This is a genomic window from Microbacterium sp. STF-2 (genome assembly GCF_034650155.1).
In the GTDB taxonomy this organism is placed as follows: Bacteria; Actinomycetota; Actinomycetes; order Actinomycetales; family Microbacteriaceae; genus Microbacterium; species Microbacterium maritypicum_A.
The window spans coordinates 995,506-1,011,499 of sequence record NZ_JARKMW010000002.1 but is presented as its reverse complement, the minus strand read 5'-3'; the positions used below and the strand labels follow the sequence as shown (position 1 = coordinate 1,011,499).

Annotated in this window: 13 protein-coding genes; 10 read left to right on the top strand and 3 right to left on the bottom strand. The window is 69.3% G+C overall.

Features of this window, described 5'->3' with window-relative positions; all coding sequences use genetic code 11:
- The first annotated feature begins 2 nt into the window (after window positions 1–2).
- Both MicroSTF_RS18685 and MicroSTF_RS18680 read left to right on the top strand, forming a co-directional pair.
- Complete coding sequence (locus tag MicroSTF_RS18685) at window positions 3–896, top strand: carbohydrate ABC transporter permease (protein WP_021198387.1); 894 nt, start codon at window positions 3–5, stop codon at window positions 894–896.
- Entirely contained in the window at window positions 893–1,789 is an 897-nt protein-coding gene (locus MicroSTF_RS18680; protein ID WP_021198386.1) for a carbohydrate ABC transporter permease, read from the top strand. Before MicroSTF_RS18685 ends, MicroSTF_RS18680 begins: the two co-directional genes overlap by 4 nt.
- Window positions 1,790–1,805: 16 nt before the next feature.
- Here the strand turns inward: MicroSTF_RS18680 and MicroSTF_RS18675 are convergent, their stop codons facing one another.
- Window positions 1,806–2,480 (bottom strand): GntR family transcriptional regulator, encoded by a 675-nt coding sequence (locus tag MicroSTF_RS18675; RefSeq protein ID WP_021198385.1) that lies wholly within the window; start codon window positions 2,478–2,480, stop codon window positions 1,806–1,808.
- A 132-nt stretch (window positions 2,481–2,612) separates the two neighbouring features.
- Between MicroSTF_RS18675 and MicroSTF_RS18670 the strand changes: the two genes are divergently transcribed.
- Together MicroSTF_RS18670 and MicroSTF_RS18665 are read left to right on the top strand one after the other, a co-directional pair.
- Window positions 2,613–3,701 (top strand): mandelate racemase/muconate lactonizing enzyme family protein, encoded by a 1,089-nt coding sequence (locus MicroSTF_RS18670; RefSeq protein WP_021198384.1) that lies wholly within the window; start codon window positions 2,613–2,615, stop codon window positions 3,699–3,701.
- A gap of 105 nt (window positions 3,702–3,806) precedes the next feature.
- Complete coding sequence (locus MicroSTF_RS18665; protein ID WP_157749848.1) at window positions 3,807–5,174, top strand: MFS transporter; 1,368 nt, start codon at window positions 3,807–3,809, stop codon at window positions 5,172–5,174.
- Between the two features lie 68 nt (window positions 5,175–5,242).
- Here the strand turns inward: MicroSTF_RS18665 and MicroSTF_RS18660 are convergent, their stop codons facing one another.
- Together MicroSTF_RS18660 and MicroSTF_RS18655 are read right to left on the bottom strand one after the other, a co-directional pair.
- On the bottom strand, window positions 5,243–6,061 hold the full coding sequence (locus tag MicroSTF_RS18660; protein ID WP_021198382.1) for an SDR family oxidoreductase: 819 nt from the start codon (window positions 6,059–6,061) through the stop codon (window positions 5,243–5,245).
- Between the two features lie 168 nt (window positions 6,062–6,229).
- The gene (locus tag MicroSTF_RS18655; protein ID WP_167253565.1) at window positions 6,230–6,886 is read right to left on the bottom strand and encodes a GntR family transcriptional regulator; all 657 of its coding nucleotides are present in this window, start codon (window positions 6,884–6,886) and stop codon (window positions 6,230–6,232) included.
- 149 nt (window positions 6,887–7,035) lie between these two features.
- On the opposite strand from MicroSTF_RS18655, the gene MicroSTF_RS18650 reads away from it, so the two are divergent.
- From MicroSTF_RS18650 to MicroSTF_RS18625, 6 genes are all read left to right on the top strand, one after another.
- On the top strand, window positions 7,036–9,117 hold the full coding sequence (locus MicroSTF_RS18650; RefSeq protein ID WP_322957722.1) for a beta-galactosidase: 2,082 nt from the start codon (window positions 7,036–7,038) through the stop codon (window positions 9,115–9,117).
- Window positions 9,114–10,526 (top strand): aminomethyl-transferring glycine dehydrogenase subunit GcvPA, encoded by a 1,413-nt coding sequence (gcvPA, locus tag MicroSTF_RS18645; protein WP_167253568.1) that lies wholly within the window; start codon window positions 9,114–9,116, stop codon window positions 10,524–10,526. The genes MicroSTF_RS18650 and gcvPA overlap by 4 nt, the downstream gene beginning before the upstream one ends.
- Window positions 10,523–12,106, top strand: coding sequence for an aminomethyl-transferring glycine dehydrogenase subunit GcvPB (gcvPB, locus tag MicroSTF_RS18640; protein ID WP_315071384.1), 1,584 nt, complete (start codon window positions 10,523–10,525; stop codon window positions 12,104–12,106). Before gcvPA ends, gcvPB begins: the two co-directional genes overlap by 4 nt.
- Window positions 12,103–13,389: an ATP-NAD kinase family protein gene (locus MicroSTF_RS18635; protein WP_051667830.1), complete on the top strand. Its 1,287-nt coding sequence runs from the start codon at window positions 12,103–12,105 to the stop codon at window positions 13,387–13,389. Before gcvPB ends, MicroSTF_RS18635 begins: the two co-directional genes overlap by 4 nt.
- 48 nt (window positions 13,390–13,437) lie before the next feature.
- Window positions 13,438–14,196, top strand: a complete 759-nt coding sequence (locus tag MicroSTF_RS18630; protein WP_315071387.1) for a glucose 1-dehydrogenase — start codon at window positions 13,438–13,440, stop codon at window positions 14,194–14,196.
- A gap of 173 nt (window positions 14,197–14,369) precedes the next feature.
- Window positions 14,370–15,890, top strand: a complete 1,521-nt coding sequence (locus MicroSTF_RS18625) for an SDR family NAD(P)-dependent oxidoreductase (protein ID WP_315071390.1) — start codon at window positions 14,370–14,372, stop codon at window positions 15,888–15,890.
- Window positions 15,891–15,994 lie beyond the last annotated feature (104 nt).

Here is a 15,994-nt window from a genome sequence, read left to right as displayed (position 1 = left end):
CCATGACCTCCGCGACCTCGCCCGGGTCCGGCCGCCGACGGCTGGACCCGGGCAGGGCCGGACGCTGGTTCGTGCTGCCGGCTGCCGCCCTGCTCCTGTTCTTCTTCGCCTATCCGCTGGGCGCCTCGCTCTGGCAGAGCCTGTTCCGCACCGAGGGCGGCGTGACGAGCTTCGTCGGACTCGGCCAGTACGAGCGGCTGTTCTCCGACCCGCTGATCGCGAAGAGCCTGTTCAACGCGGGACTGATCCTCATCGTCCAGGTGCCGCTGATGATGGTGCTCGCGGTCGGGCTCGCCTACCTGCTCAACCAGTCATGGCTGCGGTGGCGTTCGGGATTCCGCCTGCTCACGTTCCTGCCCGCGGTGACCACGCTGGTCGCCTACGCCGTCGTGTTCCGCGTGCTGCTCGCCACCGACGGCGGCGCCGTGAACCAGATGCTCGGTGTGATCGGCGTCGCCCCGATCGACTGGCTGAACAACGAGTGGTGGGCGCGTGTCTCCGTGATCGCCGCCGTCACCTGGCGATGGACCGGCTACAACATGGTCATCATCCTCGCCGGCCTGCAGTCGATCCCCCCGGAGCTCTACGAGGCGGCGAAGGTCGACGGCGCCGGACGCTGGCAGACGTTCTGGAGCGTGGTGCTTCCGCAGCTGCGGCCGGTGCTGATCTTCACGGGGATCACCTCGACGATCGGCGCACTGCAGCTGTTCGACGAGAACTTCATCCTCACGGGCGGCGGCCCCAACGACGCCACGCTCACCCCGGTGCTCTACCTGTACAAGGTCGGGTTCCGACAGTTCGACTTCGGCTACGCATCAGCCATCGCCTGGATGCTGGTGCTGATCACCGCGATCATCGCCGTCGTGCAGTTCCGGGTCATGAGGGAGAAGCCATGACAGATCTCGCCACCCGCACCCTGGTCACCTCCGGCCGCGACACCCGCAGCCTCGGAGCGGGGGAGCGCGGCGCCCGTTCGCGCATGCTGCGGCTGCCGCTCTACCTGCTGCTGGTCGTGGCCTCGCTGGTGTCGATCATCCCGTTCCTGTGGATGGTCATCGCCTCCACCCATCCGAGTTCGGAGCTGTTCGGCACGCCGCTCCCGGTGCTCCCCGGCGACGCGCTGTGGGAGAACCTCGCCCGCTTGGAGGAGAGCATCGGCTTCAGCCGAGTGATGCTCAACAGCCTGCTGATCGCGGTGATCTACACGGTCTTCAGCTCGATCGTCAGCATCATGTGCGGCTACGGGCTCGCCACCTATCGATTCCGTGGACGCGGTGTGCTGCTCGCGCTCGTGCTCGTGACGATGATGATCCCGATGCAGGTGCTGCTGGTCCCGCTGTTCCAGATCATGGCCGGCATGGGGTGGATCGACACGTATCAGGCCGTGATCCTGCCGTTCCTGGCGAACGCGTTCGGGATCTTCCTGATGCGCCAGGGGTTCCTCGACTTCCCGCCGAGCCTGATCGAGGCGGCCAGGATCGACGGCGCGAGCGAGCTGCGCACGTTCTATCGGATCGTGCTTCCCGTCGCGAAGCCGCAGATCGCGGCGCTCGTGATCTATACGTTCATCAGCCAGTGGAACGCGTTCATCTGGCCGCTGCTCATGCTCAACACCGAGGCGAACTACACGGTTCCGGTCGCGCTGAACACGATGATCGGCATGAGCCGCGTCGACTACTCCGGCCTGATGCTGGGGTCGCTGCTGGCAACACTGCCCCTGCTCCTGCTGTTCCTGATCTTCCAGAAGCAGTTCGTCGCAGGTCTCCTCGGCGGCGCGGTGAAGGGGTGACGGGAGCAGGCGGCGTCTACTCGGGGGTGCGGGTCGACAGTCGGTCCTGAGCCGCCCGCAGATGCTCCGTCATGGCTGCCTCGGCGCCGTCCGCGTCACCCGCGATGATCGTCTCCACGATGCGCACGTGCTCCTCGAGAGTCGCCTCGCCGGTCTCGACGTCGTAGGCGAGCCGGAAGGCGTGGAGGTGGAAGTGGGTGCGCTCCAGCGCCCTGGCCACCGCGAGGTTGCCCGAGGCCCTGGCGATCAGCTGGTGCAGCAGGGCGTCGTGTTCGCTGAATCTGGCGTAGTCGGTCAACTCCGCCGACCCGGGTGCGTTCGCGTATCGATGCAGTTCGGTCGCGAGCGCGTCGCGCTCCTGCGGGGTCGCGCGCTCCGCGGCACGGCGGGCGGACACCGGCTCGAGCAGCAACCGCAGGTCGTAGAGGTCGGCGAGCTCTCGCGACGTGAGCACCGGTGTCGTCCGGTAGCCCTTGAGGTGCGTCTTGCGCACCAGCCCGGCGTCCTCGAGTCGTGTGAGCGCTTCGCGGATCGGCGTCGGCGACACGTCGAGGCGCTTGCCGATCGCATTGATGTTGACCCGCGCATCTGCGGGCAGCTCGTTGCTGAGGATGAGGGAGACGAGTCCTTCGTAGACGTTCTCGGCGAGCGAGGGATCGTCGGGATCCCGCCTGTCATCCACTCGCGCCATGCCCGCAATCCTAGTGCGGCGGCTGTGTGTCGATCGGGCGCGCCGGGCGGGCATTTGACACGGGAACGGCGAACGCGTACGTTCGCAGAATCAAATTGAATTTGATTTTGACACTCTCGAGGAAGAGACACCGTGACCCTCATCACCGCTGCAACCGCCCGCCTGGTCGACATCGAGGTGGAGAAGGTGCGCACCGACGCCATGCAGTCCTTCCTCAAGCAGGAGACCATCGTTGTCACGATCCAGACCGCCGACGGGCTCACCGGACGCGGCTACTCCTACACGATCGGCACCGGGGGGCGCGCGACGCTCTCGATGCTCAACGAGCACCTCCTGGCCGAGCTGATCGGCGAGGATTCGCGTCTGGTCGAGCACCTGTGGCGGCGGCTCTACGACTCCACGCGTGCGACCTCGGTCGGCGTCATCACCGCGCTCGCCCTGGCGGCGGTCGACACCGCGCTCTGGGACATCCGGGCGCAGCGGGCGGCGCAGCCGCTGTGGATGATCGCCGGGGGGAACCGTCGCGACGTGCCGCTGTACGACACCGAGGGCGGATGGCTGCACGTGTCCGTCGACGAGCTCGTGGAAGAGGCCCGCGCCTCGGCGAGCAGGGGATGGAAGGGCGTGAAGATCAAGGTCGGCAAGCCGAGCATCGCCGAGGACGCGAGCCGCATCGCCGCCGTGCGCGACGCCGTCGGTCCGGACGTCGAGATCATGGTCGACGCCAACCAGAGCATGACCTCCGCCGAGGCCGTGCGCCGCGCGCACGCGTTCGAGCCGTTTGACCTCAGCTGGTTCGAGGAGCCGCTTCCGGCCGACGACGTGACCGGCCATGTGCGCCTCGCCCAGTCGACCAGCATCCCGATCGCGGTCGGCGAGTCGATGTACTCGCTCGGTCACTTCCGTGAGTACCTGGAGCGCGGAGCGGCCGGCATCGTGCAGGTCGACGTCGCCCGCATCGGGGGCATCACCCCGTGGCTCAAGGTGGCGCACCTCGCGGAGGCGTTCAACGTGCAGGTGAGCCCGCACTTCCTGATGGAGCTGCACGTGAGCCTCGTCGCCGCCATCCCCAACGGACGCTTCGTCGAGCACATCCCGCAGCTGCGCGCCGTGACGAACAGCGAGATCCGCATCGACGGCGGACACGCCTTCGCCCCGGATGCCCCCGGTCTCGGCATCGACTGGAACCTCGACGCGCTCGACGACCGCACCGTCGCCTGAACCGCACCGTCGCGTGAACCGCACCGTCGCCTGACGGCCCCCACATCCCCCCACCCCCGCGCTCATCGATGAGCAGATGGCGCCCGCCATCACGAAAGGACGATGATGTCATCACCCACACGCACTCCCGCGCAGCCGCCGACGGGCGAGAAGAAGACCGGATCCCGCGGCGTCGCCGCCGCAGCGCTCGTCGGCTCCGCCCTCGAGTGGTACGACTTCTACCTGTACGGCACGGCCGCGGCGCTGGTGTTCAACCGCATCATCTTCGTGAACGACGACCCGCTGGTGGGGACCATGGTCGCGTTCGCCGCGTTCGGGCTCGGATACATCATCCGCCCACTCGGCGGGCTCATCTTCGGGCGCCTCGGCGACCACTTCGGGCGCAAGTACGTGCTCGTGCTGACGCTGATGATCATGGGGATCTCGACCGTGCTGATGGCGTTCATCCCCACCTACGCGCAGATCGGGTTGTGGGCACCAGTCCTCTTGATCCTCCTGCGCCTGGTGCAGGGCATCGGCGCCGGCGCCGAGTTCGGCGGTGCGGCGATCTTCTCCGTCGAGCATGCCGACCCGCGTCGTCGCGGCCTGCAGGGGGCGTGGCCGGCGGTCGGCGTCTATCTCGGTCTCCTGCTCGCCTCCGGCGCGTTCGCGCTCGTCTCCTCGCTCCCCGAAGAGGACTTCCTGGCCTGGGGTTGGCGCATCCCGTTCGCCGGCAGCATCCTCGTCGTCGTCGTCGCGCTGATCATCCGGCTGCGGCTGTCCGAGACCCCCGCGTTCCAGCAGGCCGTCGAGCAGGACGAGGCGCCGGTCGCGCCGCTGCGCGAGGTGTTCAGCAAGGAATGGCGCGGCATGCTCGTGCTCATCGGCACCCAGACGCCGCAGAACGTCATCGCCTACATCAACCTGACCTTCATCGCCGCCTACCTCACGAGCACGCTGATGCTGGCCAACAGTGTGGGGCCGATCGCGGTGACGGTCGGCACAGCGGTCACGATGGTGACGCTGCCCCTGTTCGGGGCGCTGTCGGACCGCATTGGACGCAAGCCCGTCGTGCTCGCCGGCATCATCTTCTCCGCGGTGTTCGCCTACCCGTACTTCCTCATCATCGACGGCCTGCAGACGCCCTTCGCGGTCGCCGTCGCGGTGACGGCGAGTCTGAGCCTCGGAGTCGGCGCGATGTTCGGCCCTCAGGGTGCGTACTTCTCCGAGCTGTTCACCAGTCGCGCACGCTTCACCGGCCTCGCGTTCAGCCGCGAGGTGGCCGGTGCGATCTCCGGTGGATTCACGCCGCTCATCGCCGTGGCGCTGGTGGCGGCCGCCGGCGGGTCGTCGTGGCTCGTCGCGATCTTCATCATCGGTGCCTGCATCATCGGGGCCGTGGCCACGTTCCTCGGACCGGAGACCCGCGGACGCAGCCTCCGCGTCGCCACCGTGGAAGAGCTCCGGGCATCGACGGGGAGCATGCGCGACTAGCGGCGTCTCCCGATCCTCCCGGTGTCGGGCCTCCTCGGAGAGGGGCCCGACACCGCTGCATCGGATCGTCAGGCGCGGAACAGGTCGGCGTTCTCGTGCGCCCACTGCGCGAACGTGCGCCCGGGGCGTCCGGTGAGTCGCGTCACGGTGTTCTGCACCACCTGTCCGATCTCCGGCGGGTTCAGTGCCAGCTCGACGCCGAACTCGACGTAGCCCTCGTCGTACCCGAACGAGCGCAGTCGTTCCCGTTCCTCGTCCTCGGTGAGCCGGATCCAGGCGACCTCCTCGCCGATCGCCTCGGCGATGCGCGCCGTGCGCTCGGCCGGAGTCAGCGCCTCCGGCCCGGTCAGGTAGTACGTCTGCCCCTCGGCGGGGGCGCCCTGCAGCACCGCGACCGCGACGGCGGCGATGTCGGCCTCGTGAACCATGGCGCTCGGCCAGTCAGCCAGAGTGCGCACCCGTCTGTCGGACACGACCTCCGGCGCCCACTCCCGCGCGTTCGACATGAACTCCACGGGCGCCAGCAGCGCCCAGGCGAGCTCGCTCTCGCGCAGAGCCGGCTCGAGGGTGCTCTCGTCCCATCCGCCGAGCACGCTCACACGTCGCACCCCTGCGTCCTCCGCGGCCGCCACCAGCTCGGGGCCGTTGGTCAGCGTCTCACCGAACTCGCCGTTGAACGTGATGAAGTGCACGGCGTCGCAGCCTTCGACCGCGTGGCGGAACGCCTCGACGTCGGTGAGGTCACCGCGGACGACCTCGACACCCTCGGGGAGGTTCGCGCGCTGCGGATCGCGCGTGAGGGCGCGCACGCTCTCGCCGCGTTCGCGCAGTTGGCTGACGATGTGGCGTCCGACCGTGCCCGTCGCGCCGCTGACCAGGATTGTCATGAGGAGTCCCTTCTTCGTGGTGGGACTCACTCTTGCGGGCAACCAGGACACATCCGGTCCGCAATCTGCGACGGGTGGGCAGGGGGGTCGTTCCGGTCGCAGGTGCCGCCGCCTCCGGGCCCACCGGACGGCAGGAAGTGCGACCGGAACGGGGTCGCCGGGGCGGCCTCAGGCCGTGAAGTACGAGCTCGTGGCGTTGTCGAGGATGCGCTGCATGCCGTGCATCCAGTTGAGCTTGAGGGCCTCGACCGCCCCAGGGATATCGCCGTCGGCGAGGTGCCGAGCGATCTCGGCATGCTCGGCAGCGACGCGTTCGACCTTGACGTCTTCGGGCACGAGGAGCGACTCGTAGCGGTGGAACGAGCTGCGCACGTTGTCGATCACGGCGAGCAGGCGGGCGTTCGGGCAGGCCGACAGCATCACGCTGTGCCACTCGTCGTCCTTGGTGATGACGAGCTGGTGCTCCACGAGCTCGTCGGCGAACGCGTCGGCCATCTCTTTGAGCTGCGCGCCGATGCGACGCAGCTCGTCGGGCGGGCTGAGCTCGATCGCGAGGCTCTCGAGCGCCGCCAGGACGGGAGCGAGATCGCGGAACTCGGAGGCGCTGAGCGGGACGAACCGGAAGCCCTTGCCGTTCTCGCTCTCGATCTGTCCTTCGGACTCCAGGGCGATGAGCGCCTCGCGCAGGGGAGTGCGGCTGACGCCGAGCTCGGTGGCGAGCTGGACCTCGTTGATGCCCTCGCCGGGCTGCACGAGTCCGGCGCGCATGCGGTTCAGCAGCTCCTGCCGGACCTGCGAGCGCAGGTTCTTGCGTTCGATCGCCATGCGTCCCCTCTTCTGCCGCCTGCCCGTCAGCCTATGGGTTGACGGGCCTGGGACGACGTCCTAGTGTGTTGTATACAGAATACAGCCGATTCCGGATTCGCACCAGTGCACCGCCGGATCGGCCGGTGATGACTCAGAGAGGAGACTTCGTGCCCGCACCCGGTGGCGACCAGCCCACCCGACGCGTCCGCCTCGACGCCCTCGCCTACGGCGGCGACTACAACCCCGACCAGTGGTCGGAAGAGATCTGGCACGAAGACATCCGCCTGATGCTCGAAGCCGGCGTGAACATGGTGAGCCTGCCGATCTTCAGCTGGCCGCAGCTGGAGCCGGAGCCCGGTGTCTACGACTGGGCATGGCTCGACCGCATCATCGATCTGCTGTGGGAGGCCGGCATCGCGATCGACCTCGCCACCGCCACCGCGACCCCGCCCTCCTGGCTGCTGCGCGCCCACCCCGAGATGGCGCCGTGGGATGCCGACGGACACCGCCTCGAGTTCGGCTCCCGCCAGACCTACTGCCCCTCGTCGCCGATCTGGCGCGAGAACGTCGCCCGCATGACCAAGGCCATGGCCGAGCGCTACGGTGAGCACCCCGGCCTCGCGATGTGGCACATCTCGAACGAGTACGGCGATCACACCTCACGCTGCTGGTGCCCCGAATCGGCGCGGCACTTCCGCCGCTGGCTGCAGGACCGCTACGGCGATCTCGACGGTCTGAACGAGGCCTGGGGTGTGAACGTGTGGGGTCAGCGCTACACCTCGTGGGAGCACATCGAGACGCCGAAGAAGGCGCCCGGCCCTGTCAACCCGACCAAGCTGCTCGACTTCGAGCGCTTCTCGTCTGACGCTCTTCTGGAGCTGTTCCAGGTCGAGATCGATGTGCTGCGCGAGGTCACCCCCGACATCGCGGTGACCACGAACTTCATGAGCATGTTCCGCGACCTGGACTACTGGGACTTCGCCGCCGTCGAAGACGTGGTGACCGATGACGCCTACCCCGAGCCCGCCGACCCGACATCGCACGTCGGCGCCGCTCTCAACTACGGCCTGATGCGCTCGCTCAAGGGCGGACAGCCCTGGCTGCTGCTGGAGTCATCTGCCAGCGCGACCAGCTGGCGCGACGTGAACGTGCCGAAGGCGCCGGGCAAGATCCGCATCGAGAGCCTGCAGGCCGTCGCCCACGGCTCCGACGCGGTGATGTTCTTCCAGTGGCGCCAGGCCAAGTACGGCCAGGAGAAGTTCCACTCGTCGATGCTCGGCCACCGCGGGGAGCGCTCACGCAGCTTCCGGGAGACCAAGGCGCTGGGGCTCGAACTCAAGAAGCTCGAGCAGGTGCGGGGAACCCGGGTGCGCTCGCGCGTGGCGCTCGTCGTCGACTGGGACTCCTGGTGGGGGACCAGTGCGGTCGAGTCGCTGCCCTCGCAGCGGCTGCAGTGGGCGCAGCAGGCGCGCGCGTGGCACCGAGCGCTGTACACGCTCGGTCAGCCGGTGGATGCCGTTCGCGCCACCGGCCCCTTCGACGCCTACGACGTGGTCGTCGTGCCGAACCTCTACATCGTCGAGCAGCCGCAGGCCGAGGCGCTCGCCGCCTTCGTGGAGCGCGGCGGGCACCTCGTGGTCGGACCGTTCTCGGGAGTGGTGGACGCCACGGAGAAGGTGCACGACGGCGGAGCCCCCGGGTTGCTGCGAGACCTGCTCGGCATCGAGGTCGACGAGCAGTGGCCGATCGCCGACGGTCTGACCGAGAGCATCGACTATGCGGGCGAGCGCCTGAGCGTGCCCTCGTGGAGCGAGTGGCTCGAAGCGGATGATGATGTCGAGGTACGCGGGGCGTACGCGAGCGGCGAGCTCGAAGGGTTGCCCGCGGTGACCCGTCGCACGACGGGGGCGGGGTCGGCCTGGTACGTCAGTGCGATGTTCGACCCTGAGGGCCTGCTCCCGGTCTTCCGTGATGTGCTGCGCACCGCCGGCGTTCCCGCCCGCGAGCGCACCGACGTCGAGGTCGAGGTCGTCACCCGTGCCGACGACACCACCGACTACACCTTCTATCTGAACCACGGGCGCTCCCCCGTCGCGTTCGAGATCCCGACCCCGGGCGTCGACCTGCTCACCGGCATCCGTCACGCGGACCGGCTCCAGCTCGACCGTTACGGCGTCGCCGTTCTCGCCGCACCCCGCGCTGCCTCCATCCCTTTTGCCACCCTGATCCCCGAGAAGGAGGACGCATGACCGCCCCGTTCGTGCATCCGTACATCCCCAACACCGCCCCGGCCTCCCGAGCGGCGATGCTCGCGGCCGTCGGCGCCGCCTCGGTCGACGAGTTCTACGCCGACATCCCGGAGTCGCTGCGACTCGGACGTCCGCTCGACCTTCCGACCCCGTTCGCGGCCGAGCAGGACCTCGCCCGCCACGTGCGGGGGCTGCTCGCCAAGAACCGTTCGACCCAGGAGCGGCTGAGCTTCCTCGGCGCGGGCACCTACAACCACTACGTGCCCGCCGTGGTGGACGAGGTCATCGGCCGCAGCGAGTTCCTGACCGCGTACGCCGGTGAGCCCTACGAGGACCACGGTCGCTTCCAGGCCCTGTTCCAGTACCAATCGCTGATGGCCGAGCTGCTCGAGATGGACGTCGTGAACGTGCCGACCTACGACGGCTACCAGGCGACGGCGACCGGCCTCACGATGTCGGGGCGACTCACGGGCCGCGGGCGGGTGCTGGTCGTCAGCGACGTGCTGCCGGCGAAGCTCGCGAAGGTGCACGACTACGTCCGCGCGCACCTGACGCTCGAGCTCGTACCCACCGTCGGCGGTACGGCCGACGTGGCCGCCGTTCGCGCGGCGCTGGGCGATGACGTGGCCGCAGTCTGGATCGAGACGCCGAGCGCCACCGGCGCCGTGGAGGCGTCCCTGCAGGAGATCTCGGATGCCGCCCACGCGGCCGGCGCCGTGGTCGTCGTCGGCACCGACCCCATCGGCTACGGCGTCCTCGCCCCGCCCTCGGTCTCGGGAGCGGACATCGTCACCGGCGACATCCAGTCCCTCGGCCTGCACCAGTGGTTCGGCGGCGCCCACGGTGGCTTCATCGCCGTGCACGACGACCCGACCTTCGTGATGGAGATGCCGTCGCGCCTGTTCGGGCTCGCCACCACCGACGTGCCCGGCGAGTACGGCTTCGGCGACGTGGCCTACGACCGCACCTCGTTCGCACACCGCGAGGAGGGGAAGGAATGGGTCGGCACGGCCGCGGCCCTCTGGGGCATCGCCGCCGGGGTGTACCTCGCGCTGATGGGACCGGCCGGGATGGCCGAGCTCGGCGAGGTGCTGCTCGCCCGCACCCGGTACGCGCAGCAGGCGCTCTCCGCAGTGCCGGGTGTCTCCCTCGACGACGACGCCGTGCACCTGCGCGAGTTCACGGTGACCTTCGCCGACGTCACGGCCGAAGCGGTCGTCACGGCGCTCCGCACCAAGGGCATCGAGCCCGGCGTGGTCGTGGGGGAGCGCCGCCTGCTCGTCTGCGTCACCGAGCTCACCACCCAGGCCGACATCGACACCCTGGCGGGCGCGCTCGCCGAGGTCACGGCATCCGACGCGTCTTCATCCCATGCATCACACCAGGCTGCGAAGGAGCAGAACCGATGAGTCTTCCCGTCGCCCCGAAGCCGACGCTGCGCCGCTTCCAACAGGCTCGCTGGGATGAGCCGATCATCTTCGAGCTGAGCGCCCCCGGTGAACGCGGCGTGCTGGTGTCGCAGGTCGAGCCCGGCGTTCGCGAGGCCGTGGGCGACGTGGTGGCCGCGCTGCCCGCCTCCCTGCGCCGTGCCGCGAAGCCGAACCTGCCCGAGATGGGGCAGATGCGCGTGCTCAAGCACTACCTGCGCCTGTCGCAGGAGAACCTCGGTGCCGACTTCAACGTCGACATCGGCCAGGGCACCTGCACCATGAAGTACGCCCCGAAGATCAACGACCAGCTCGCGAACACGCCGCAGCTCACCGCGATGCACCCGCACCAGGATCCGGCCGATGCGCAGGGCGTGCTCGAGATCGTCTGGCAGCTGGAGCGGGTGCTCGCCGAGATCTCCGGCATGGACGAGGTGTCGCTGCACACGCAGGGCGGCTCGGCGGCGATCTGGTCGAACATCGCCATGATCCGGGCCTTCCATGAGGCGAACGGCGAAGGCGAGCAGCGTCGCGAGGTCATCACCACGATCTTCAGCCACCCCTCGAACGCGGCCGCTGCGAAGGCGGCAGGCTATGAGGTCATCACGGTCTACCCCGACGCCGAGGGCTATCCGTCGCTCGACGCGTTGAAGGCCGCCCTGTCGCCCCGTACCGCGGCGATCATGGTGACCAACCCCGAGGACACCGGAATCTACAACCCGGCGATCAGGGAATGGGTGGATGCCGCGCACGCGGTGGGCGCCCTGGCCTCCTACGACCAGGCCAACGCGAACGGGATCCTCGGGGTCACCCGCGCCCGCGACGCCGGTTTCGACGTGTGCCACTTCAATCTGCACAAGACCTTCGGCACCCCGCACGGCAGCGGTGGACCGGGATCTGGCGCCAACGCCGTGAGCGCGGCCCTCGCCCCGTTCCTGCCGGGGCCGCGCGTGGTGCGGGCCGATGACGGGACCTTCGCCGTAGCCGAGGCGGGGGAGCTGTCGATCGGCGCGGTCGGCCCGTTCTTCGGCGTCATCCCCGCGCTCGTGAAGGCCTACTCGTGGATCATGGCCCTCGGCGCTGAGGGACTGCTCGCCGCCGCCGAGACCGCCGTGCTGAACAACAACTACCTGATGGCTCGTGTGCTCGCGATCCCCGGAGCCTCGGCGCCGTATGCCACGGGGCGCCGCCGCATCGAGCAGGTGCGCTACTCGTGGGAGGAGCTGTACCAGGAGACCGGCATCTCGTCGGAGGAGATCGGCGTGCGCATGTCCGACTTCGGGATGCACTACTGGACGAGTCACCACCCCTACGTGGTGCCGCAGCCGTTCACGCTCGAGCCGACCGAGTCGTACTCGATGGCAGAGCTCGATGAATATGCGGCGACCCTGGCCGAAGTGGCACGCGAAGCACGCGAGAACCCCGAGGTGGTGCGCACCGCCCCGCACAACCAGACCGTGCACCACACGCACCATGACGACCTGGACGACCCGGAGCGGTGGGCGATCACGTGGCGCGCGTATCAGCGGAAGTACTTCCCCGCGGAGTCTGTCGCGTCATGATCGGAGTCGTCGTCAATCCTGTCGCCGGTGTCGGCGGGCCCGCGGGCCTCGCCGGCTCCGACGGTGCGGACGTGCAGCGCAGCGCCCTTGCGCGTGGTGCCCGCTCGCGCGCCCAGGAGCGGGCGGTCCTCGCCCTGACGACGCTCGCCGAACGGCATCCGGGACTCGTGGTCGCGACCGTCGCCGGTGCGATGGGGGCTGACGCGGTGCGTGCAGCGGGACTCGTGTCGCGCGTCGTCGGGGTGGGCGCGCGTGATGCGGGCTCGGCGGGATCGCCTGAGGCGGCGGGGGTGACGGAGGCGGCGGATACGTCGCGTGCGGTCGCAGCGTTGGCCGCGGCAGGGGCAGATCTGATTCTCGTCGTGGGTGGCGACGGCACCCTGCGCGACGCGGTCTCGGGGCTCGGTGCCGTGGGGCATCCGTGGGGTGAAAGGGTGGATGGCGGGAGAGGCGACGACGGATCTGCGTTCGAGGCCGAAAACTCCCGACAGGTGCACGGTCAGGGCGGATCGGGCACGCGTACGCCGCGGCTCGGTCTGCCGGCGGTCCTCGGAGTTCCGGCAGGAGTGAAGATGTACTCGTCCGTGTTCGCGGTCAGTCCGCGGGCGGCGGGATCGATCGCCGCGGACTGGGTCGACCACGAGGGCCTCCCGACCGAGGAGCGCGAGGTGCTGGACATCGACGAGGCCGCGATGCGGCGTGCTCGCGTCGACCCCACGCTGTATGGAATGCTCCGGGTGCCGCATCGTTCGGGCCGCACGCAGGCGCGCAAGGCGCCGACGCCGGTCACCGAAGCGGCCGCGGTCGAGGCCGCGGCTCGCGGGGCCGTCTCCCGCATGCGACCGGGCGTGCGTTATCTCCTCGGCCCCGGAGGCACGATCGCCGAGATCACCCGGCAGCTCGGCGTCGAAGGATCGCCACTCGGCGTCGACGTCGTTCTCGACGGTGCCATCCTCGTCCGCGGGGCGAGTGAGCAGGAGCTGCTCGACCAGATCGCCCAGGGCCCCGCGCAGGCTGTCGTCACCGTGATCGGCGGGCAGGGATTCCTGCTCGGGCGCGGCAATCAACAGCTCTCGGCGTCTGTGCTGCGCGCCCTCGGCGACGACCCGCTCCTCGTCGTCGCCCCCGAGCAGAAGCTCATCGACCTGCACGGACGCCCGCTCCTCGTCGACACCGGCGACCCGGAACTCGATGCGAGACTCGCCGGGCACGTCCGCATCATCACCGGCGTCGGCACCCGCAGCCTCTACGCCGTGAATGCGCCCGAACTGATCTCCGTCTGACCATCTCCTGTCTGACCCCCAGTCTGAACGAACCCGAAAGGACACCCCATGCGTCTCGAGAACAAGAAGGCCATCGTCACCGGCGGCGCCGGCGGCATCGGTCGCGCCACGTCGCTCGCGCTCGCCGCCGAGGGCGCGGCCGTCGCCGTCGTCGACCTGAACGCGGATGCGGCCGAAGCCGTAGCGGAGGAGATCCGCGCGACCGGCGGCACGGCCGTCGCGATCGCCGCCGACGTCGCGAGCGAGCCCGACATCGAGCGGGTGATCGCGACCTCCCTCGCCGAACTCGGCGGCGTGGACGTCGTCTTCAACAACGCCGGGATCATCCGTCGCACCACTGCGGTCGAGACGACCGTCGAGGAGTGGGACCGCGTCTTCGGCGTGAACGTGCGCTCGATCTTCCTGATGTGCAAGCACGTCGTTCCGGTCATGGAGGCGGCGGGTGGAGGCTCGATCATCAACACCGGATCGGGCTGGGGCCTCAAGGGCGGCGGCCAGGCCATCTCGTACTGTGCGTCGAAGGGCGCGGTCGTGAACATGACGCGCGCGCTCGCGATCGACCACGGTCCCGCCGGCATCCGGGTGAACTCGGTCAACCCCGGCGACGTGAACACCGGGATGCTGCGGGAGGAAGCGCGTCAGCTGGCGCAGGACACGAACGCGTTCCTCGCCGAAGCCGCCGATCGCCCGCTGCGCCGCATGGGCGAGCCGAGCGAGGTCGCACAGGCCGTGGTGTGGCTCGCGAGCGATGACTCCTCGTACGTCACGGGCTCGGCGCTCGTCGTCGACGGCGGGGGCATCGCCTAGCCGGGCAACGCCCTGCGCGCTCCGTCGAGTGCACAGGATTTCGCCGAGCGCACGGCTCCTCGGCGTTGATACGCCGTGCGCTCGGCGACATGCCGTGCACTCGGCACCGAGGGCGAGGGCGAGGGCGAGGGCGGCGGGGCGGATGCCCAGGACACTCGCGTAAAATCGGCACAATGACCGACGCCCCCTCCGACGCTGCACCCGACCTCGGACCGGGCGTCGATCCAGAAGATCTCGCCACCACCCTGCGTGTGCTGCGCGAGCTGCACCGGATCGACAACGAGCACCCCGACTTCATCGCGGTGCGCCAGGCCACCGCGGCGATGTTCAAAGACGTGAAGCGCGTGCGGCGCAAGCAGATCCGTGACGCGATCGCCGAGGCCGACAAAGCCGTGGTCGCCCGCACCGCCACCGGGGCACCCGACCGCATCGACGACGAGACCCGCGGCCATGACCTCGCCACGAGCGTGGTCGACGCCCCGATCGCGGGCGAACTGCTGAAGCCGCGCAACTGCTACATCTGCAAGCAGCCGTACACCGTGGTCGACGCGTTCTACCACCAGCTCTGCCCGGACTGTGCCCGCTTCAGCCACGGCAAGCGCAACGCCCGCACCGACCTCACCGGCAAGCGCGCCCTGCTCACGGGCGGCCGCGCCAAGATCGGCATGCACATCGCGCTGCGGCTGTTGCGTGACGGCGCGCACACCACGATCACCACGCGCTTCCCGCGCGATGCCGTGCGGCGCTTCTCGGCGCTGCCCGACTCGGCGGACTGGCTGCACCGCCTGCGGGTGGTCGGCATCGACCTGCGCGATCCCGCCCAGGTGATCGGCCTCGCCGACTCCGTCGCCGCACAAGGGCCGCTCGACATCCTCATCAACAACGCCGCGCAGACAGTGCGCCGCTCGCCGGGGGCGTACTCGCTGCTGGCGGATGCCGAGCTGCAGCCCCTCCCCGACGGACCCCTGCCCGAGATGGAGACCTTCGGGCACACGGCCGACCCGCACCCGCAGGCGTTGCAGGCCTCGGTCGACGCGCATCCGCTGCTGTCTGTGGCCGCGCTCGGTGGCACGGTCGCCGAGCAGGGTGGCCAGGCGCTCACCGCCGAAGACCTCGCCCGACTCGCGATGGCCCCCGGATCCTCCTCGCTCGAGAAGCACGCCGACGGCACCGCGATCGACGCCGGCGGACTCGTGCCCGACGTGAACCGCGTGAACAGCTGGGTGCAGTCGATCGAGCAGGTCGACCCGCTCGAGATGCTCGAGGTGCAGCTCGCCAATACGACGGCGCCGTTCCTGTTGATCAGCCGCCTGCGCGCGTCGATGGCCGCATCCGATGCGCACCGCAAGTACGTCGTGAACGTCTCGGCCATGGAGGGACAGTTCTCACGCCGCTACAAGGGCCCCGGCCACCCCCACACGAACATGGCCAAGGCCGCTCTCAACATGCTCACGCGCACGAGCGCGGGCGAGATGCTCGAGAAGGACGGCATCCTGATGACCGCCGTCGACACCGGCTGGATCACCGACGAGCGTCCGCACTACACGAAGGTGCGCCTCGCCGAGGAGGGCTTCCACGCCCCGCTCGATCTGGTCGACGGCGCCGCCCGCGTGTACGACCCGATCGTGCGCGGCGAGGCCGGCGAAGACATCCACGGCGTGTTCCTGAAGGACTACGAGCCCAGCCCCTGGTGACGGGTGTGGGGCTTCCACCTGCATGAGGAGACCCCGGATGCATGAGGGTTACTCGGTGTGTTCGCATGCATCCGTTGATCGGTCATGCGGGTGGCAGACGGATG